Here is a 19,010-nt window from a genome sequence, read left to right as displayed (position 1 = left end):
TGAACAATCACCGACGAAAAATACTCACACCACACACAAACCAACCAAACCCCAAGAGGCGGTTGATCATTCGCGGATGTGAAGTACCAAAAAATAWTTGGCACTGACATTCATCGACACACTGTTGAGTTCTCAAAGAACACGCACACACCATCACCACGACCCTATGGCCGCCGCTCCGGGGCAACTTTTCTAGCCTATCCCATCATGATCATCGGCGCAAACCGCTGAACATTCGGGGAAGAACTGGAGGTGAAGCACAACCATACACGATGGAAACTACTTCGAAATTTGGTCAGGCACTTCGTACAACCTCGTGTCACTCGCCGTGAAGGCGGGAGTCGGTGTCCGTGTCGCTCTGACTTGGAATAAGTTACGCGAACCTTCAATCAATTCACAAATCGCCTGGTCACTACAGCGATTGGCCGGCTAAGGCCAGGTCAGACAGTTGCGCCTTTCCGCCAATCGCGAATAGGCCCGGGTGTGACGCCGAGCACCGAACCTATTCGGAGCCCACCCGCTCGATCACTCCCCCGAGTCCACGAAGATTCTCGACGAAACGCGGGTACCCACGGTCGATGTGGAAGATGTCGTGGACTTCGGTGGTTCCGTCCGCGACCAACCCGGCAAGCACGAGCCCGGCGCCTGCCCGAATGTCCGAAGACCACACCGGCGCACTCGACAGCACTGGAACTCCGCGGATCACAGCATGGTGACCGTCGGTACGAGCGTCGGCGCCGAGTCGGATCATTTCCTCTACAAATCGGAAACGCGATTCGAATACGTTCTCGGTGATCATCGACGTGCCCTCGGCAACCGCCGCCAAACCGATTGCCATCGGCTGCAGGTCGGTGGGGAATCCGGGGTAAGGCAAGGTTGCGAAATTGACCGCCTTAGGCCGTTCGCGCTGGATGACACGGAAGCCGTCGACCTCGGGAGTCACCTCCGCGCCGGCTGTCCGAAGCTTGTCGAGGACCAACCCGAGATGCTTGTGGTTCACCCCGCGAACGCGGACGTCACCCCTGGTCATGGAGGCAGCGACACCCCATGTTGCGGCAACGATGCGGTCACCGATGACACGGTGCGTAGTCGGTTCCAACTTGCGGACGCCTTGAATGGTGAGCGTCGAACTTCCGCCGCCCGATACCTTGGCGCCCATTTCGTTGAGCATGTTGCAGAGATCCACGATCTCGGGCTCACGTGCAGCGTTGTCGATCACCGTTTCACCTCGGGCGAGCACTGCTGCCATCAAGATGTTCTCGGTTGCACCCACAGACGGGAAGACCAGGCGAATGTTCGCGCCGTGAAGGTCGTCTGCCTCGGCAACGACACATCCGTGTTCGATTTCGCTACGCGCGCCCAACAGGCGGAGCCCGGATTGGTGCATGTCGAGTGGCCTCGAACCGATCGCATCGCCGCCAGGAAGTGCGACAACGGCGCGTCGACAACGCGCGACCAGCGGACCAAGCACACACACCGACGCCCGAAACTGCTTCACTGCGTCAAAATCAGCGTGATATTTCGGCTCGGCCGGCGTCGTGATCCGCACTTCGGAGTCTTCGAGTTCGACCTCGCAGCCCAGCCCTCGCAAGACGTCCGCCATCAGGGGCACGTCGAGAATGTCCGGGCAGTTGGTCACCACAGTGGTGCCTTCGGCCAACAGCGCAGCGGCCATCAGCTTCAACACACTGTTCTTGGCCCCTCCCACCAGTACTTCACCTTCGAGGCGGTTACCCCCGGTCACAAGAAAGTGCTCACTCACGGTTCACAGCCTAGAGCCACAACCTCGTCGGCACCGCGCCGGTACCGTAGCCCTATGTCTGTTCACCTGACGAAGATCTACACCCGGACCGGCGACGACGGGACCACCGGCCTCAGTGATTTTTCGCGAGTCTCCAAGAACGATCCGCGTCTGATCGCCTACGCGGATTGCGACGAGACCAACGCGGCGATCGGTGTGGCCGTTGCCCTCGGCACACCCCCGGAGAATCTGCTCGCGATGCTGCGCCAGATCCAGAACGACCTCTTCGACGCGGGGGCCGACCTGTCCACCCCTGTCGTCGAGAACCCGAAGTACCCACCGCTGCGAGTGACTCAGGCCTATATCGATCGACTCGAAGGATGGTGCGATGAGCTCAATGAGCAACTGGCACCGTTGAATTCGTTCATTCTGCCCGGCGGAACTGCCCTGGGTGCCCTGCTTCACGTAGCAAGAACCGTCTCGCGGCGTGCGGAGCGTGCGGCCTGGTCCGCCATCGATGCGAACCCGGAAGACACCAGCGTCCTCCCCGCGAAATATCTCAACAGATTGTCGGATCTGCTCTTCATCATGGGAAGAGTGGCAAATCCTGAAGGCGATGTGCTCTGGAAGCCCGGCGCCGGGGCTTGAGCGGGACCGGTCAGGCGGTGCGTCGCCTACGGGCGCGCCCGTCCGGCCGTGATTCGACCCAGGACAGGAATGCTGTCAATGCTCCACTGTCCAAGGCGATTTCGTAGGCCGACGATCCGTCGTTGACCTTGACCACGACGATGTCGTCGCTCATGATGTCGAATTCGGTACCCGAGGGAGAGCGACGGCTCTCGACCTCGATTCCTTGACGATCAATCCTGGAGTCCGGGCCCGGCCGCAGACTCGACAGTTTGAAAAAGACGAAGGTGCTTTCGCCGTAGCGAATGATTCCGTGACGCCACCCGCTGTCCCCCGGGGATGGCAGAACACGAAGCAGTGCAGCGGTACCGCCGCGACGTAGAACCAGCAGACGATACAGAAAAGCCGCGACGAGAACCGCGAGCAGCACAACCAGAATGATCAACACAGTCATTCCGAATGTCACTGTTCGTCGGCTCCCGTCGCGGCTTTACTCGAGTAACTTACGCGCGCTCGACGGCCCGGAGCTGACCCTTGGCGACCGCAATCGCTTCGAGGTCGCCCGAGTTCTCGGCCAAGACAGCCTTGGCTGCCTCGACGTCGATGTCCTGTGCCATGTCCGCGGACTCGGCAAGAATCGTCACCGTCGTCGCAGTGACGGAGAGGAACCCTCCGTGTACTGCAGCAACGATACGCTCGCCGTCGACCGGGGTGATCGACACGGTTCCGCCCTCGATCAGCTGGCCGAGGACCGGCTCATGCCCGGGCATGATGCCGATTTCGCCCTCAGTGGTCTGAGCGCTGACCAGCGTCGCCGAACCAGACCACAAGCGCTGCTCGACGGCAACGAGTTCTACGGTCATCTCAGCCATCGTGGACTACTTCCCGGCCATCTTCTTGGCTGCAGCCTCGACGTCGTCGAGTCCACCGCAGCTGTTGAATGCCTGCTCGGGCAGGTGATCGAACTCGCCCTTGCAGACGCGGTCGAAGGCTTCGATCGTGTCGCGGAGCGGCACGACGGAGCCGGGCTCACCGGTGAACTTCTCGGCAACGATGAAGTTCTGGCCGAGGAACTTCTGGATACGACGGGCGCGGCCGACGAGGACCTTGTCCTCTTCCTGAAGCTCGTCCATACCGAGGATGGCGATGATGTCCTGCAGTTCCTTGTACTTCTGCAGGATGCGCTTGACCTCGTTGGCAACGCGGAAGTGCTCGGCACCGACGATGCCGGGCTCCAGGATGCGGGAGGTCGAGCTCAGCGGATCCACAGCGGGGTAGATACCCATCTGCGAAATCGGGCGCGAGAGCTCGGTGGTGGCATCGAGGTGCGCGAACGTCGTAGCCGGCGCGGGGTCGGTGTAGTCGTCGGCGGGCACGTAAATAGCCTGCAGCGAGGTGATCGAGCGACCGCGGGTCGAGGTGATGCGCTCCTGGAGCTCACCCATCTCGTCCGCCAGCGTGGGCTGGTAGCCCACTGCCGAAGGCATACGGCCGAGGAGGGTGGAAACCTCGGAACCTGCCTGCGTGAAGCGGAAGATGTTGTCGATGAACAACAGGACGTCCTGGCCCTGAACGTCGCGGAAGTACTCCGCCATCGTCAGTGCGGACAGGGCGACGCGCATACGCGTTCCGGGCGGCTCGTCCATCTGGCCGAAGACAAGGGCGGTGTCCTGGAGGACGCCCATCTCTTCCATTTCCAGGTGGAGGTCGGTGCCCTCACGGGTACGCTCACCGACGCCTGCGAACACCGAGGTGCCCGAGAACTCGCGAGCGATACGCGTGATCATTTCCTGGATCAGAACGGTCTTGCCGACGCCGGCGCCACCGAACAGGCCGATCTTTCCACCCTTGACGTACGGGGTGAGAAGGTCGATGACCTTGATGCCGGTCTCGAGGATCTCGGTCTTACCTTCGAGCTGATCGAAGGCTGGTGGCTTGCGGTGGATGCCCCACTGCTCGCCGTCGCGGCCGAGGCCGGGGGTGTCGAGACAATCGCCCAGGGCGTTGAACACGTGGCCCTTGACGACGTCACCGACGGGAACCGAGATCGGCTTGCCCGAGTCGGTCACTGCAGTGCCGCGGACGAGGCCGTCGGTGGGCTGCATGGAGACGGTGCGGACCAGGTTGTCACCGAGGTGCTGTGCAACCTCGAGCGTCAGCGTCTTGGCGACCGAGGGAAGCGTGATCTCGGCGTTCAGGGCGTTGAACAGTTCAGGAACAGCGCCACGCGGGAATTCAACGTCCACGACGGGACCGATGACCCGCACGACGCGGCCGGCTACGGCCGAAGCCGAACCTGCCCCGTTGTTTTCGGTTACTGCTGCGGTCATGTGCTAGTCACTTCCTGCGCTCGAGGCGAGCGCGTTGGCGCCGCCGACGATCTCGCTGATTTCCTGGGTGATCTGGGCCTGGCGAGCCTGGTTGGCCTGACGGCTCAACGTGTTCACCAGTTCGTTTGCGTTGTCCGTCGCGGCCTTCATGGCGGTACGACGGGCTGCCGACTCCGATGCCGCAGCATCGAGAAGCGACGAGAAGATACGAGTGCTGACGTACTTCGGGAGAAGAGCACCGAGAAGCTTCTCGGGCTCGGGCTCGAAGCTGAAGTCCGCGACGGGGCCATTGTCATGGTCGTCGTCGTGGCCGTTGGTCAGCATGTCGTCACCGAGTTCGATGCGCTCTTCCGACACGAAGACCTCGAGAGGAGCCATACGGCGAACCTCGGGAGTCTGCGTCAGCATCGACACGAAGCGGGTGTAGACGATATGGAGTTCGTCGACGCCCTCGATCGTGCCTTCACCGTTCGGAGCGGCAACCTGGTTACCCGAACCAGCCATGAACAGCTCCACCAGGTGGCGGCTGGCCTTCGCTGCATCCGAGTAACCCGGATCCTGCGAGAAGCCCGTCCACGCAGCACCGATGTCGCGGCCGCGGAACGTGTAGTAGCCGAGTCCCTTGGAACCGAGCACGTACACGACCGGCTCCTTGCCCTCGCTGCGGAGGAGAGCCATGAGCTCTTCTGCCTGCTTGAGGACGTTGGAGTTGTAGCCACCACACATGCCGCGGTCACTGGTGACAACGAGGACCGCAGCCCGCTTGGGCTCCGGGCGCTCGTTGAGCAACGGGTGATCGAGCGAAGCAGACGCACTCGCCAATTCGGTGAGTACCTTCGTGATCTCCTCGGCATACGGCTTGGACGCGGCGACGCGAATCTGAGCCTTGGTGATACGCGAAGTCGCGATCAGTTCCTGTGCCTTGGTGATCTTCTTGGTCGAGTTGACCGACTTGATACGAGACCGCAATTCGAGAATGCTCGCCATCGATCAATCACTCTCCCTTCGGAATTCGCAGTGTCATGGGCGCGTACGTCACTTGCTGACGGTCTTGCGCTTGACGTTGATCTGCTCGTTCTCGACCTCGTCGGCGCCCAAAGCGTCAGCCTCGGCCTCGTTCACGACCCGGCTTCCGTCGGATGCGATGAAGCCTTCCTTGAACTTGTTCGTTGCAGCGATCAGCGCAGCAGCGTTGTCGGCATCGAGTGCCTTACCGCCGTTGATGCTGGAGTAGACGCCAGCAGCCGAGTGCTTGAGGTCTTCGAGCAGTTCCTTCTCGAAGCGACGGACGTCACCGATCGGAACGCTGTCGAAGATGCCTTCGCCGGCGAGGTAGATCGAGACGATCTGGTCCTCGACAGGGATCGGGCTGTACTGATCCTGCTTGAGCAGCTCGACCAGACGGGCACCGCGCTCGAGCTGAGCCTTGGAGGCAGCGTCGAGGTCGGATGCGAAAGCGGAGAACGCTTCGAGCTCACGGAACTGAGCCAGTTCCAGACGCAGCGAACCGGAAACCTTCTTCATGCCCTTGGTCTGTGCAGCGCCACCGACGCGGGAGACCGAGATACCGACGTTGATCGCGGGGCGAACGCCCTTGTTGAACAGGTCGGACTCGAGGAACACCTGACCGTCGGTGATGGAGATGACGTTGGTCGGGATGTACGCCGAGACGTCATTCGCCTTGGTCTCGATGATCGGCAGAGCCGTCAGCGAGCCGCCGCCGAGTGCGTCGGACAGCTTCGCCGAACGCTCCAGCAGACGGGAGTGCAAGTAGAAGACGTCACCGGGGTAAGCCTCGCGTCCCGGCGGGCGACGCAGCAGCAGCGAGATGGCGCGGTACGCCTCTGCCTGCTTGGTCAGGTCGTCGAACACGACCAGAACGTGCTTGCCCTGGTACATCCAGTGCTGGCCGATGGCCGAGCCGGTGTACGGTGCGAGCCACTTGAAGCCTGCGGAATCAGAGGCCGGAGCAGCAACGATGGTGGTGTACTCCATCGCGCCCTTCTCCTCGAGGGCAGCCTTGACGCCCGCGATGGTGGAACCCTTCTGACCGATGGCAACGTAGATGCAGCGCACCTGCTTGTTGACATCGCCGGAATCCCAGTTGGCCTTCTGGTTCAGGATGGCGTCGATGCAGACCGCGGTCTTGCCGGTCTTGCGGTCGCCGATGATGAGCTGGCGCTGGCCGCGGCCGATCGGGGTCATGGCGTCGATAGCCTTGATACCGGTCTGGAGCGGCTCTTCGACCGGCTGGCGCTCGAGCACCGAAGCGGCCTGGAGCTCGAGTGCACGATTCTCGGTGCTCTCGATCTCGCCGAGGCCGTCGATAGGCGCACCCAGCGGGTCGATGACGCGGCCGAGGAAAGCATCGCCGACGGGAACCGACAGAACGTCGCCCGTGCGCTTTACTTCCTGGCCTTCTTGAATGTTCTGGTAATCGCCAAGGATGACGGCACCGATTTCGGTGGCATCCAGGTTGAGCGCGACGCCGACGATTCCACCGGGGAACTCCAACAGCTCGTTGGACATAGCCGAAGGCAGGCCAGAGACGTGCGCAATGCCGTCACTGGTGTCGGTCACTGTGCCGACCTCCTCACGGGAGGCCTCCGGGGAGTAGCTCGCGGTGTAGTTGTCGATCGCGCTACGGATCTCGTCGGAGGAGATCGTCAGCTCCGCCATGTTTTTCCTGCTCTCGGTGTCTGGTCTTCGAAAAGATCTGGAGTATGTGTTCGGCTGAAGGACTACTTGAGGTTCTTCCGCAGTGCTGCGAGTCGACCCGCTGCGCTGCCGTCGATAACCTCGTCGCCCACCCGGACGACCAAGCCGCTGAGGAGTTCTGGATCAACCTCGACGTGTACTGCTACCGGCTTCCCGTAGGTGCGGGTAAGAGTGCTGGCCAAGCGATCCGACTGCTCCGAGCTCAACGCCGAGGCGCTGCGAACGTGAGCAACGGTGGTATCGCGCTGCGCTGCGGCAAGATTCGACAGCTGATCGAAAGTGTCTGCGGGTGCAGACTTCAACCGGCCGACGGCCTGTCCGGCGAGTGCCTCGGTGACCGCAGTGACCTTGCCGTAGAGCAAGCGGGAGAGGAACTCACGCTTGCGGGCTGCGGGAACCGACAGATCCGAGAGCGTCTGCTCCAGGCTGGGATCCCCTGCCACGATGCGACCGAGACGGAAGAGCTCGTCCTCAACGGTGTCCAACTGGCTCTGATCGGCTGCGGCGCGGAGCAGAGCTTCGCGTCCGAGCAGTTCGAGCGAGTTGACCAAGTCGCGGGCCGCAGACCAGTCCTGGCCTGCAGCTGCCTTCACGGTGGCGAGCGCCTCGGCGCCGACCTTTCCGGAGAACAACTGCTCTGCCAAAGCCTGGCGACCAGCGGCCGGTGCCGAAGCGTCAGCCAGCGCGCTGCGAAGAGCGCGCTGGCCGTCGAGTACCTCGACCACCGAGAAGAGCTCGGACCCAGCCTGAGCAGAAGCAGCAGTTGCGGCTCCTGCAGAGACGGCGCCCAGGGCACTGCTCAGCGCAGAACGAGTCTGCGCCAAGGCTTCACGGCTCGCTGCGTACATGTTGCTCACTTCCTGGCTGAATCAGCGCTGACGGTGTCGAGCTCGTTGAGGAAACGATCAACCGTTCCGGCGCGCTTCACGTCGTCGGCGAGAGACTCCCCGATGACCTTCTCGGCCAGGTCTACAGCGGTCTTGCCGAGATCCGAGCGGAGCTCAGCGACGATCTGCTGACGCTGGGCGACGAGCTGGCTGTGGCCTGCGGCCACGATGCGGTCGCTCTCGTCCTGCGCCTGAACCTTCATGTCAGCGATGATCTGCTGACCCTGGGTACGCGCTTCCTCACGGATCTGCGCTGCCTCGGTACGAGCTTCGGCGAGCTGCGCGCGGTACTGCTCGAGCGCGGCCGCTGCCTCTGCCTGTGCGTCTTCGGCCTTCTTGATGCCGCCCTCGATCTGCTCGGTGCGTTCGGCCAAGACCTTCTGGAACTTCGGAAGAACGAGCTTCCAGAAGACAAAACCGACTACGACGAGCGCAACCGCGGACCACACGATGTCGTATGTCTCGGGCAAGAGAGGATTGTGTGTCTCCTCTGTTGCCGCGAGCACTGCGAAGGTGGCTCCCATGTCTGTCTTAGAAAATGAAACCGGCGACAAGGCCGATCAATGCGAGGGCCTCGGTGAATGCAATACCGAGGAACATGGTGGTACGAACCTGGCCGGCCATCTCGGGCTGGCGGACCATGCCTTCGATTGCCTTGCCCACAACGATGCCCACGCCGATGCCGGGGCCGATTGCTGCGAGGCCGTAGCCGATGGCTCCGTAGCCGCGCGACTTGGTCTCGACAACTTCCTGAGCGAGGTAAGCGATGCTCATGGTGTTCCATTCCCTTTCTGTTGACCTCTGCCGGATTCGGCAAGAGGCTCAGTTCTTGGTGTAGCTGGTGAGGAGGTAAAAGGTCAGTGCTCGTCGGCGTGGAGCGCCAATTCGATGTACACCGCGGTCAGCAACGCGAACACGTAAGCCTGCAGGAAGATGACCAGCAGCTCGAAGAACGTGAATGCGATACCGGCGATGATCGACGGAACGCCGAAGATCGCCTGGAATCCGCCGGACACGAAGAAGAAGTAGTTCGTCGCGCTGAAGAACAGCACCAGCAGGATGTGGCCGGCCAACATGTTGGCCATGAGACGAACCATCAGCGTGAACGGGCGCAGGATGAAGGTCGAGATGAACTCGATGGGCACCAACAAGAAGTGCAGGGGCAGCGGAACGCCGGGAACGACGATGCTGCTCTTGACGTACTTGAAGAAGCCGTACTTCTTGATTCCGACGTAGTTGAACACGATGTAGGCGAGCGCCGCGAGTACCAGGGGCATACCGATTCGTGCGTTCGGCGAGATGTTCAGGAAAGGAATGATGCTGGCCATGTTGCTGGCGACCACGATGAAGAAGATCGTCGTGATGACCGGCAGGAAGCGCTTGCCCTGTTCCTTGCCCAGGATCTCCTCGGCGATGTTGATACGAACGAAGTCGAGCGCAAGCTCAGCGGCGTTCTGCATCCCACGGGGAACCAATCGAGGGCTGCGCATCGCGATCACGAAGAAGGCTGCGACCAGCACCGACATCAGCAGACGAATCAGCATCAGACGGTCGAGCTCGAAGGGGCCCGCGTGAATCAACACGGAGGGCGGGAAAAAATCGTCTAGTGACGGCGCATGGAATTCATCCGCGGCCAGGGTGGTGACGCTCAGCGTTCTCTCCCGTAGTCGGTCCGCAGCCATCATTGACTGCGGTTCGATCGGACATTGACGATCTACAAGTCGACAAGTTCGACTCGCGCATTCGTCAGCAGCTGGAGAACCCTAGAGGGGCCTGGCGTCTGTCGGTGTCGGCGACTCTCGTCGACTCAGTGGTCAGAATTTCGACCACCTGCGAGCACATGGCATCGTCGGCTGAGTGTTACTCGGCCCACCATTGCTCTCGCTTGAACCGAACCTTATCAAGTCATCTACGACATTGTGTAGATGGGGTACCTGGAAGTCCGATTAGTTACCTCTTGTAGTACTACTCGTCGTCGTCGACGTTGCTGCTGGGAGTGGGATCGACGTACGGAGTTTTGGTTCCGAGAACGCCGTATGTCTCCGCGCCGAGCACGACGACCAGCGACATGATGATGACCAGGACGAGAGCGGTCTTGTTGTAGAAATCCATGTCCGAGAGGACAAAGAGAACAACCATCGCGAGAATCATCTTCAGCAGCCACGTGCCGAGAAGAACTGCGCCGGCCGTGAGCGCAGGCAACTTCGCTGTGAGTAGCACGCCCAGCGCCGTGAACAGGATGAACCCGCCGCCGACGGCTGCGCCTATCAGGGCTCCGTAGACGCCTTCCTTGCCGGCGAAGAGCCCGCCCAGGAGCGCGCCGACCACGGCCAGCGCGATCAGCCCCATCACACCCCACTTCACGGCCGACTTCATGGCGGCGGTCGAATCAGGGATGGGTTGCGAGGCAGGTACAGGCTGCGGCGTGTTCGTCACGATGCCCAAGGGTAATGGATCGGGAAACTTGGCTAGCGACGCTGTTGCTTGCGATCGATCAGGGACGGCACCGCCGTGAAGAACAAGGCAATGACCAACCCGGCCGCAACCAGTACGACAACCAGCTGTCGATTGAGCAGCGAGGATCCGACGGCACCGAAAGCCAGAACGCTGACCCACAGGTAGATGACCAGCACAACCCGTCGGTGCGTGTGTCCGATTTGCAGGAGGCGATGATGCAGGTGCATCTTGTCCGGACTGAACGGACTGACGCCCGCTTTAGTCCGGCGGATCACGGCCAGGAGCATGTCCAGCATCGGGATGAACATCACAGCACCGACCAGCAACAACGGCGCGAGGAGGCCGACCAGGTCGCGGGTTCCGTAAGCAGTGAGCGGAATACGACCGGATGCACTGGTGGAGATCGCGGCAAGCATGAGACCGATCAACATCGACCCGGAATCGCCCATGAAAATGCGCGCTGGATTGAAGTTATGCGGAAGAAAACCGAGACAAGCGCCTGCCAAGGCCGCCGCGATCATCGCCGGCGGGTAGACACTCGCGTCGCCGCCCTGATCGTGGAGCAGACCGATCGAGAAGATGAGGATCGCCAAGGCCGCGATGAGGCCCAAACCGGCGGCCAATCCGTCGAGACCGTCGACGAAGTTCATCGCGTTGATGGTCGCCACGGCGATAGCCACCGTGAACAGTCCCGATTGAATCTGATCGAGGATGATCGTGGACCCACCGTCACCACCGAAAGGGTTGTAGATGATGAACCAACTGACGCCCATCACCACAAGCACTCCGGCAGCAGTCACCTGACCCACGAACTTGGTGAGAGCGTCGAGGCCCCACCTGTCGTCGATCACGCCCACGAGGACGATGACGGCGCCCGCTACGAGCGCAGCGTGTACATCTGGACTACCGAAGCCGAAACCTCTTGTGAGCGCCGGTAATTGCTGCGCAAACAGCAGACCGACAACCATGCCGATATACATTCCGACGCCACCGAGGCGCGGAATCGGCTCGACGTGAACGTCCCGATCACGAGGAATCGCGACTGCGCCGAACCGCAGCGCCAACAACCGGACTGCGCCAGTCGCCAGGTATGTCACTACCGCCGCCGTACACAGCACGAGCAACAGTTCACGGATGGGCACACCCGCTCCCCCGCCACCCTGTGCCAGATATGTGGTCGCCTCGTACGAAGTGATCACTGCGCGAGATCACCCGTCCGGCGGGGATAGGCAGGTTTTGCCCGTACCAGTTCGCGAACGCCGTCGGCAACCGATGCCAACTCGGCCTCCCCTGACGTGGTGGCTGGATCCGCTACGACTGCACGCGCGATCAACTCCCCCACGACGCTCATGTCGGAACTGTTGAACCCCTGGGTCGTCACGGCCGCGGATCCGACGCGGATTCCGGACGTGACGGCCGGCGACTGCGGATCGAACGGAATCGCGTTCTTGTTGAGCGTGATCGAAGCCAGTCCGCACCTACGCTCGGCGTCGACGCCGGTGACACCGCTTGCGCGCAGATCGAGAAGCGCCAGATGCGTGTCGGTTCCACCGGACACGGTGCGCAGGCCGCGAGCTTCCAACGACTGCGCGAGCGCCGACGCATTGGCAACCACTTCCTGTGCATACCAACGATATTCCGGCGTCGACGCTTCTTTGAAGGCAACCGCCTTCGCAGCGATCGCATGCATCATCGGGCCGCCTTGAATGAAGGGGAACACCGCGCGATCGACAGCCGTGGCATGCTCGCTGCGGCACAAGATCATTCCGCCGCGCGGGCCTCTGAGGACCTTGTGCGTCGTCGCGGAGACCACGTCGGCATACGGAACACACGACGGTATCGCCCGGCCTGCCACGAGTCCGATGAAGTGGGCGGCATCGACCCACAGGATCGCACCGACCTCGTCCGCGATCGACCGGAAGGCTGCGAAGTCGATGGTTCGGGAGTACGCGGTCGCGCCGGCGATGATGATTTTCGGTTTGCGCGCCAGAGCCAGGGTGCGAACCTCGTCGTAGTCGATCAATTCGGTGGCCGAATCGACGTGATAGGGAACGGTGGTGAACCACTGCCCCGAAAAGCTGACCCGAGACCCGTGAGTCAGATGCCCACCGTGCGGCAAACTCATCGCCAATACGGTGTCGCCGGGCTTGGCGAATGCGGCGTACACCGCGAGATTCGCGGTGGCCCCCGAATGCGGCTGGACGTTGACGTGCTCGGCGCCGAACAGTGCCTTTGCCCGGTCGATCGCCAGATTCTCGGCTACGTCGACGTACTCGCACCCGCCGTAGTAACGCCGACCCGGATAGCCCTCGGCGTACTTGTTGCTCAGGGTCGAACCCAAGGCAGCCAGTACCGAGGGGCTGGTGAAGTTCTCGCTCGCGATGAGTTGAAGCCCGCCGCGCTGACGCTCGAGTTCGGCCAGCGCAACAGCCGCGATCTCGGGGTCCGCCGTGGCAAGCTCACCGAAATCCGGTCCCCAATACGTGGATTCCCCCGCGCGCTCGCCGCCGGCGCCGACCATCGTTACGAAACTCCCTCTACGAGGCTTTCCGGACTGGTGCCCAATACCTCGGCGATGGATTCTGCCGAGACGGCACCCACTCGCAAGATACGCGGTGAATTGCCGGTCAGGTCGACGATCGTGGAAGCAACGGCGTGTTCGGCCTTGCCTCCGTCGAGATACACGCTGGCAGATCCGCCGAGCTGATCTCGGGCTTCCTCGACGGTAGTTGCCGGCGGACGCCCCGAAATGTTGGCGCTCGAGACGGCAAGCGGTCCGACATCGCGCAACAGTTCGAGGGCAACCGGGTGCAGCGGCATGCGGAGCATGACGGTTCCGCGGGTATCACCGAGGTCCCAGGCAAGTGAAGGCGCCTGCTCGACGACCAAGCTCAGTCCGCCGGGCCAGAACGCGCGGATCAGATCCCGCGCCTGGGGGCGCACGCTGTAGACGAGCCCGTCGATGGTGTTCCACGATCCGACCAGTACCGGGACGGGCATGTCTCGCCCGCGTCCCTTGGCGCGCAACAGACTCGTGACAGCTTCGCTGTCGAACGCGTCCGCGGCGAGTCCGTAAAGGGTGTCGGTAGGGAGAACTACGAGTCGGCCGGCCTTGAGCGCGTTCTTCGCGGCGGCCAAGCCTGCGGTTCGGGAATCTGTCTGACTGCAGTCGTACACGGTGCTCACTCAGCCATCCTTTCACTCTGCACTTCGGGCGTTCGATTCCGCTGCGCTTCCACGTCGGTGGCGACACGTCTCGCGACGACGAAACGCGGACGACCGGCAAGATCGGGATGCTGTGCAACGTCGCCGAATACCCGGCGCGCCGAGAACAGCGCAGCGACGCCGTCGCCGTTGGTGTCGTCGTGCTCGATGCCTGCCGCGCCGCCGATTCGAAGCCACCTCGCGATGTTGCTGATCATGGGTTTGATGACGGACAGACCGTCGGCGCCACCGAACAACGCGGTGTGCGGGTCGTAATCCATGACCTCAGGCTGCAATTGCGCGCCTTCGGGGATGTACGGCGGATTGGACACGACCAGATCGACGCCGCCCTCGAGCCCTGGCAACAGGTTCCGATCAGTGACATCGCCCTGATGCAGATGGATCGGTGTATCACCGGCGGCCTCGCGGTCGGCAGCATTACGACGCGCCCACGCCAACGCGGCGGGCTCTTTCTCCACGGCGTGAACGACGGCGTCTGGACGGGCCTCGGCGATGGACAGCGCGAGTACACCCGATCCCGTGCACAGGTCCAGAACTACCGGCGGCTTGCTTCCGCAACCTTCGAGGAACGAGAGCGCCCAACCCATGAGCAATTCGGTTTCGGGCCGCGGAATGAAGACACCCGGACCGACAGCGACGTCGATGTTGCCCATCGATGCGACTCCGATGATGTGCTGCAACGGAATCCGCTTCACGCGTTGCGCAACCAACTCGTCGAACGCCGCGATGACCTCGGGATCGACCAACGGAATCAGCCCGAGACGCGTGCGTTCGACGCCGAGCAGGTGGGATGCCAACAACTCGGCGTCGGTGCGTGGGCTGGGCACACCTGCGGCGTCGAGCTGTTTTGCAGCTTCGATCAGCGCCAAACGAAGTGGAAGTCGACTCACGGGTACAGCCTGCCACGCTCGACCGACACGCGGTTCACCGAGTTCCCGGCGGGATGGAGGTCAGTCATGGTCTGCATCTACTCGGCCGCGAGACGCGCCTCTCGGTCCGCCTTGCCCAATGCGTCGAGAAGTGCGTCGAGCTCACCGTCGAGCACTGCGTCGAGGTTGTGCGACTTGAATCCGATGCGGTGATCGGTGATGCGGTTCTCAGGGAAGTTGTAGGTGCGGATGCGCTCCGAACGGTCCACCGTCCGAACCTGACTCTGGCGACCTGCCGACGCTTCTGCGTCCGCGGCTTCCTCGGCGACTACCTGCAAACGGGCTGCAAGCACCTGCATGGCACGCGCCTTGTTCTGGAGCTGCGAGCGCTCGTTCTGGCAGGTGACGACGATGCCGGTCGGAAGGTGCGTGATTCGAACCGCGGAGTCCGTGGTGTTGACGCCCTGACCGCCCTTGCCGGACGAACGGTAGACGTCGATACGCAGGTCACTCTCGTCGATCTGGACTTGCTCGACCTCTTCGGGCTCCGGGTAGACCAGAACGCCGGCGGCCGAAGTGTGTACGCGTCCCTGGGATTCGGTGACGGGCACTCGCTGGACGCGGTGAACCCCGCCCTCGAACTTGAGCCTCGCCCACACTCCGTCCGGGGTATCTGACTTGCTCTTGATCGACAGCGTGGCTTCCTTGTATCCGCCGAGATCGGAGACCGTCGCGTCGAGGATCTCGACGCGCCAGCCGTGCCGTTCCGCGTAGCGGACGTACATGCGGGCCAGGTCCGAGGCGAAGAGCGCGGATTCTTCGCCGCCCTCACCGGACTTCACTTCGAGGACGATGTCGTCGCCGTCATGCGGATCACGCGGTGCCAACTGATCGGTCAGCGTCTGCTCGAGCTGCGCGACCTCGGCTTCGAGATCGGGGATCTCGGCGGCGAAGCTGGAATCGTCGGCGGCGAGTTCGCGCGCAGCTTCCAGATCGTCCTGCGCAGCCGTGAGCTTGTTGTACGTCGACATGATCGGCGAGAGCTCGGAGAACCGCTTACCGACGCGCCTGGCAGCGGCAGGGTCGTTGTGCAGCGCCGGATCGGACATCTGCGCTTCGAGACCGGCGTGCTCCGCCAAGATGTCGTCGATGGCCGAGGGCTGGGTTGCGCCTGCCATGGTTCGCTCCGCTCTGAGTTTCGATTCCTACGGTGCGCGCTTGAAGGTATTTCGACGCCGGGACCCGGGAAACGCGCAAACCGAGTGCAGGCACAAAAAAGCCGACGCCCGATCTGCGCATGGCAGATCGGGCGTCGGCGGAACAGCTAGGACTCGGTGGCCGGGACCTTGCTGTCTGCGCGCTTGCCGTAGCGAGCCTCGAAGCGAGCGACGCGTCCACCGGTGTCGAGAATCTTCTGCTTGCCCGTGTAGAACGGGTGGCACTGCGAGCAAACCTCGACGTTGATGCGTCCGGACTCCTTGGTGCTGTGGGTCTCGAACGTGTTACCGCAACCGCAGACGACGGTGGTCGCTACGTAGGTTGGGTGGATTCCTGCCTTCATGGTGTCCCTTTCAATGGTCGCCGGGTCGACGTCGCCAATCGACATCGTGAACCGGAACCGGACTCGGCCGTTCAGTATGCCAGATGCGGTACCTCACCAGATAATCCGCGTCTCGCACGCCTCGGGGTGGCTGTACGAAGTTGTCAACGCACTGCCCCTCGGTTTTGTTCCGCCCACGCAAAAGGCCCACAACCAGCTGGTTGTGGGCCTTTGACGTCGAGTCGATCAGTCGTCGATCGCACCCGGTGCGGTCTTGGAGACCTGCATCAGGAACTCGAGGTTGTTCTTGCTCTTCTTCAGTCGATCGATCAGCAGATCGATGGCCTGATGCGAGTCCAGACCGGACAGGACGCGGCGGAGCTTGTGCAGCACAGCAGCTTCGTCCGGGCTCAGGAGCAGCTCGTCCTTACGCGTGCTGGACGGGTTGACGTCCACGGCCGGGAACACGCGGCGTTCGGCGATCTTGCGATCGAGCTTGAGCTCGGCGTTGCCGGTGCCCTTGAACTCTTCGAAGATCACGGTGTCGCCGGTGGATCCGGTCTCGACCATCGCCGTGGCGATGATGGTGAGCGATCCGCCGTTCTCGATGTTGCGGGCAGCGCCGAGGAAACGCTTCGGCGGGTAGAGCGCCGTCGAGTCGACACCACCGGAGAGGATGCGTCCGGACGCCGGCGAGGAGTTGTTGTACGCACGACCCAGACGCGTGATGGAGTCGAGCAGTACGACGACGTCCTTACCCATCTCGACCAGGCGCTTCGCACGCTCGATTGCCAGCTCGGCAACTGCGGTGTGATCTCCCGGCGGGCGGTCGAAGGTGGAGGAAATGACCTCACCCTTCACGCTGCGCTGCATGTCGGTCACTTCCTCGGGACGCTCGTCCACGAGGATGACCATCAGGTAGCACTCAGGATTGTTGGTGGCGACGGCATTCGCGATCGCCTGCAACACGCTGGTCTTACCGGCCTTGGGCGGGCTCACGATGAGGGCGCGCTGGCCCTTACCGATGGGCATCACCAGGTCGATGACACGCGTGGTGAGAATGTGCTGCTCGGTCTCGAGGCGCAGACGCTGGTTCGGGTACAGCGGCGTGAGCTTGTTGAACTCAGGGCGCTTCTTCGCGGCCTCGACGTCGCCGCCGTTGACCGTGTCGATGCGGACCAGCGGGTTGAACTTCTGACGCTGGCTGCCCTGCTCACCGTCACGCGAGACGCGGACGGCACCGGTGATGGCGTCGCCACGGCGAAGGCCGTTCTTGCGGATCAGGTTCATGGAGACGTAGACGTCGTTGGGACCGGCGAGGTACCCGGATGTACGCACGAAGGCGTAATTGTCGAGGACGTCGAGGATGCCGGCGACCGGCTGAAGGACGTCGTCCTCGCGGATTTCGGTCTCGCGCGAATCGTTGGGTGCGCCACCCTCACCGCGGTCGCGACCACGGCCACGGCGCTCGCGGAAACGGCGTCCGCGGCGTCCGCGTCCACCCTCTTCGTCGTCGTCCGGTCCGTTGTTGCGGTTGTCCGTACGCGGACCGGCGTTGTTCTGGCCGGCGTTGTTCTGGTTGCCGCGATCCTGACGGTCCTGGCGATCCTGGCGATCCTGGTTGCCCCGGTTGCCCTGGTTCTCGCGCTGGCCCTGGTTGTCTCGCTGGCCCTGATTGTCCCGGTTGCGCTCGCGGCGGGGACGCTCGTTGCCCTGCTCGGCGGGAGCCTGATCAGCGTCGGACTTGCCCTCGGTGCGCGCAGGACGCTCGGCCGGAGCCTCAGCCTTGGCGGTCTCGGCGACCTTCGAGGTATCGGCGGCCTTCGAGGTGTCCGCGTCGGACTTTGCCGAAGGAGTGTCCTGCTCGATGCTCAGTTCACCCTGGTCGGGTGAACCTGCACGACGAGCGGCGCCGCGACGCTGACGTCCACGACGGGGTGCGCTCTGATCGGAATCCTCGGCGGATTCGGTACGCGCAGGCGCTGCCTCGGCAGGAGCGGATTCTGCCGCGGGAGCCGTTTCGGCTGCGGGGGTTTCGGTGCGTGCGGCGCGGGTGCTCTTGGCACGAGTGCGCGCAACGGGTGCGTCGTCGAGAGTGAGTTCGCTCTGTGCGGGTGCAGCCTTTGCGCTGCCGCCCTGGCGCTCCTTGATGGCTGCGATCAGGTCGCCCTTGCGCATGCCGGAAGTGCCTTTGATGCCCAGTTCACCCGCAAGAGTGCGGAGTTCGGTGAGCACCATGCCGGAGAGTCCGGCACCACGGCGCGTTTCGGCACGCTTCGTGGAGGTCGCCACCGCACCGTTCGATGCTGAAGATGACGCCTGAGAATTGTCGCCTGATTCCGACCCGGCGGGTGCAGAAGTGGCGATGAGGTCCGTATCGGTCACGGAGGTCCTTTCCTTCCCTCACTCGCACTGCGCAAAGTCGAGGGTTCGTCCCGCAGTTCGATTGAATACCGAACTCGGTGGTGCCGTACGTGGTTGCTGTCCAGAACTGCCGGCTTGTCCGCCGTCACATGATTGTCGGAAACTCTCGCCTCAAACTTTTCATGCGCTCGCAAACCTGCCCAACGCGCCTTCGTCGACGATTCACTCCCCCGTGTGTTGAACCCCAGAGAT

At 62.7% G+C, this 19,010-nt stretch carries 19 protein-coding genes; 1 reads left to right on the top strand and 18 read right to left on the bottom strand.

Going from position 1 to position 19,010, the window contains the following annotated elements; all coding sequences use genetic code 11:
* Window positions 1–502 precede the first annotated feature (502 nt).
* Entirely contained in the window at window positions 503–1,762 is a 1,260-nt protein-coding gene (murA, locus tag AC1DVN_RS27075; RefSeq protein ID WP_003941314.1) for a UDP-N-acetylglucosamine 1-carboxyvinyltransferase, read from the bottom strand.
* Between the two features lie 54 nt (window positions 1,763–1,816).
* Here murA and AC1DVN_RS27070 point away from each other — a divergent pair, with 54 nt between their 5' ends.
* Window positions 1,817–2,389 (top strand): cob(I)yrinic acid a,c-diamide adenosyltransferase, encoded by a 573-nt coding sequence (locus AC1DVN_RS27070; RefSeq protein ID WP_019749169.1) that lies wholly within the window; start codon window positions 1,817–1,819, stop codon window positions 2,387–2,389.
* Window positions 2,390–2,399: 10 nt separating this feature from the next.
* Here the strand turns inward: AC1DVN_RS27070 and AC1DVN_RS27065 are convergent, their stop codons facing one another.
* From AC1DVN_RS27065 to rho, 17 genes are all read right to left on the bottom strand, one after another.
* The gene (locus AC1DVN_RS27065) at window positions 2,400–2,822 is read right to left on the bottom strand and encodes a DUF2550 domain-containing protein (RefSeq protein WP_029255703.1); all 423 of its coding nucleotides are present in this window, start codon (window positions 2,820–2,822) and stop codon (window positions 2,400–2,402) included.
* Between the two features lie 49 nt (window positions 2,823–2,871).
* Window positions 2,872–3,240, bottom strand: coding sequence for a F0F1 ATP synthase subunit epsilon (locus AC1DVN_RS27060; RefSeq protein ID WP_019749170.1), 369 nt, complete (start codon window positions 3,238–3,240; stop codon window positions 2,872–2,874).
* A gap of 6 nt (window positions 3,241–3,246) precedes the next feature.
* On the bottom strand, window positions 3,247–4,698 hold the full coding sequence (atpD, locus tag AC1DVN_RS27055) for a F0F1 ATP synthase subunit beta (RefSeq protein ID WP_003941349.1): 1,452 nt from the start codon (window positions 4,696–4,698) through the stop codon (window positions 3,247–3,249).
* A 3-nt stretch (window positions 4,699–4,701) separates the two neighbouring features.
* Entirely contained in the window at window positions 4,702–5,685 is a 984-nt protein-coding gene (locus AC1DVN_RS27050) for a F0F1 ATP synthase subunit gamma (protein WP_003941320.1), read from the bottom strand.
* A 48-nt stretch (window positions 5,686–5,733) separates the two neighbouring features.
* Window positions 5,734–7,377 carry a F0F1 ATP synthase subunit alpha gene (gene atpA / locus AC1DVN_RS27045; RefSeq protein ID WP_019749171.1) on the bottom strand — a complete coding sequence of 548 codons (1,644 nt, stop codon included), beginning with the start codon at window positions 7,375–7,377 and terminating at the stop codon, window positions 5,734–5,736.
* Window positions 7,378–7,439: 62 nt separating this feature from the next.
* Window positions 7,440–8,264 carry a F0F1 ATP synthase subunit delta gene (locus tag AC1DVN_RS27040; RefSeq protein ID WP_003941304.1) on the bottom strand — a complete coding sequence of 275 codons (825 nt, stop codon included), beginning with the start codon at window positions 8,262–8,264 and terminating at the stop codon, window positions 7,440–7,442.
* Between the two features lie 5 nt (window positions 8,265–8,269).
* Entirely contained in the window at window positions 8,270–8,827 is a 558-nt protein-coding gene (locus AC1DVN_RS27035; RefSeq protein ID WP_019749173.1) for a F0F1 ATP synthase subunit B, read from the bottom strand.
* Window positions 8,828–8,834: 7 nt separating this feature from the next.
* Window positions 8,835–9,077, bottom strand: a complete 243-nt coding sequence (locus AC1DVN_RS27030) for an ATP synthase F0 subunit C (RefSeq protein ID WP_003941327.1) — start codon at window positions 9,075–9,077, stop codon at window positions 8,835–8,837.
* 83 nt (window positions 9,078–9,160) lie between these two features.
* Window positions 9,161–9,988 carry a F0F1 ATP synthase subunit A gene (gene atpB, locus AC1DVN_RS27025; RefSeq protein WP_019749174.1) on the bottom strand — a complete coding sequence of 276 codons (828 nt, stop codon included), beginning with the start codon at window positions 9,986–9,988 and terminating at the stop codon, window positions 9,161–9,163.
* A gap of 280 nt (window positions 9,989–10,268) precedes the next feature.
* Window positions 10,269–10,739, bottom strand: coding sequence for a Cg1360 family ATP-synthase-associated protein (locus AC1DVN_RS27020; protein WP_019749175.1), 471 nt, complete (start codon window positions 10,737–10,739; stop codon window positions 10,269–10,271).
* Window positions 10,740–10,771: 32 nt separating this feature from the next.
* Entirely contained in the window at window positions 10,772–11,959 is a 1,188-nt protein-coding gene (locus tag AC1DVN_RS27015; RefSeq protein ID WP_019749176.1) for a glycosyltransferase family 4 protein, read from the bottom strand.
* Window positions 11,956–13,281 carry a serine hydroxymethyltransferase gene (locus AC1DVN_RS27010; RefSeq protein WP_097387200.1) on the bottom strand — a complete coding sequence of 442 codons (1,326 nt, stop codon included), beginning with the start codon at window positions 13,279–13,281 and terminating at the stop codon, window positions 11,956–11,958. The genes AC1DVN_RS27015 and AC1DVN_RS27010 overlap by 4 nt, the downstream gene beginning before the upstream one ends.
* Window positions 13,282–13,283: 2 nt before the next feature.
* On the bottom strand, window positions 13,284–13,946 hold the full coding sequence (locus AC1DVN_RS27005) for an L-threonylcarbamoyladenylate synthase (protein WP_003941345.1): 663 nt from the start codon (window positions 13,944–13,946) through the stop codon (window positions 13,284–13,286).
* On the bottom strand, window positions 13,943–14,875 hold the full coding sequence (gene prmC / locus AC1DVN_RS27000) for a peptide chain release factor N(5)-glutamine methyltransferase (RefSeq protein WP_019749178.1): 933 nt from the start codon (window positions 14,873–14,875) through the stop codon (window positions 13,943–13,945). The genes AC1DVN_RS27005 and prmC overlap by 4 nt, the downstream gene beginning before the upstream one ends.
* A gap of 77 nt (window positions 14,876–14,952) precedes the next feature.
* Entirely contained in the window at window positions 14,953–16,032 is a 1,080-nt protein-coding gene (gene prfA / locus AC1DVN_RS26995) for a peptide chain release factor 1 (protein WP_003941341.1), read from the bottom strand.
* A 146-nt stretch (window positions 16,033–16,178) separates the two neighbouring features.
* On the bottom strand, window positions 16,179–16,415 hold the full coding sequence (gene rpmE, locus AC1DVN_RS26990) for a 50S ribosomal protein L31 (protein WP_003941310.1): 237 nt from the start codon (window positions 16,413–16,415) through the stop codon (window positions 16,179–16,181).
* 225 nt (window positions 16,416–16,640) lie between these two features.
* Window positions 16,641–18,779: a transcription termination factor Rho gene (rho, locus tag AC1DVN_RS26985; protein WP_021344853.1), complete on the bottom strand. Its 2,139-nt coding sequence runs from the start codon at window positions 18,777–18,779 to the stop codon at window positions 16,641–16,643.
* Window positions 18,780–19,010 lie beyond the last annotated feature (231 nt).

The organism is Rhodococcus sp. P4_E4, assembly GCF_056401575.1.
This window is presented reverse-complemented; position numbering and strand designations above follow the sequence as displayed.

Coding starts and splice junctions, on each gene's coding strand:
- AC1DVN_RS27070 (WP_019749169.1), top strand. CDS start 1,817: ATGTCTGTTCACCTGACGAAGATCTACACCCGGACCGGCGACGACGGG.
- AC1DVN_RS27065 (WP_029255703.1), bottom strand. CDS start 2,822: ATGACTGTGTTGATCATTCTGGTTGTGCTGCTCGCGGTTCTCGTCGCG.
- AC1DVN_RS27060 (WP_019749170.1), bottom strand. CDS start 3,240: ATGGCTGAGATGACCGTAGAACTCGTTGCCGTCGAGCAGCGCTTGTGG.
- atpD (WP_003941349.1), bottom strand. CDS start 4,698: ATGACCGCAGCAGTAACCGAAAACAACGGGGCAGGTTCGGCTTCGGCC.
- AC1DVN_RS27050 (WP_003941320.1), bottom strand. CDS start 5,685: ATGGCGAGCATTCTCGAATTGCGGTCTCGTATCAAGTCGGTCAACTCG.
- atpA (WP_019749171.1), bottom strand. CDS start 7,377: ATGGCGGAGCTGACGATCTCCTCCGACGAGATCCGTAGCGCGATCGAC.
- AC1DVN_RS27040 (WP_003941304.1), bottom strand. CDS start 8,264: ATGTACGCAGCGAGCCGTGAAGCCTTGGCGCAGACTCGTTCTGCGCTG.
- AC1DVN_RS27035 (WP_019749173.1), bottom strand. CDS start 8,827: ATGGGAGCCACCTTCGCAGTGCTCGCGGCAACAGAGGAGACACACAAT.
- AC1DVN_RS27030 (WP_003941327.1), bottom strand. CDS start 9,077: ATGAGCATCGCTTACCTCGCTCAGGAAGTTGTCGAGACCAAGTCGCGC.
- atpB (WP_019749174.1), bottom strand. CDS start 9,988: ATGATGGCTGCGGACCGACTACGGGAGAGAACGCTGAGCGTCACCACC.
- AC1DVN_RS27010 (WP_097387200.1), bottom strand. CDS start 13,281: ATGGTCGGCGCCGGCGGCGAGCGCGCGGGGGAATCCACGTATTGGGGA.
- prfA (WP_003941341.1), bottom strand. CDS start 16,032: ATGGCAGGCGCAACCCAGCCCTCGGCCATCGACGACATCTTGGCGGAG.
- rpmE (WP_003941310.1), bottom strand. CDS start 16,415: ATGAAGGCAGGAATCCACCCAACCTACGTAGCGACCACCGTCGTCTGC.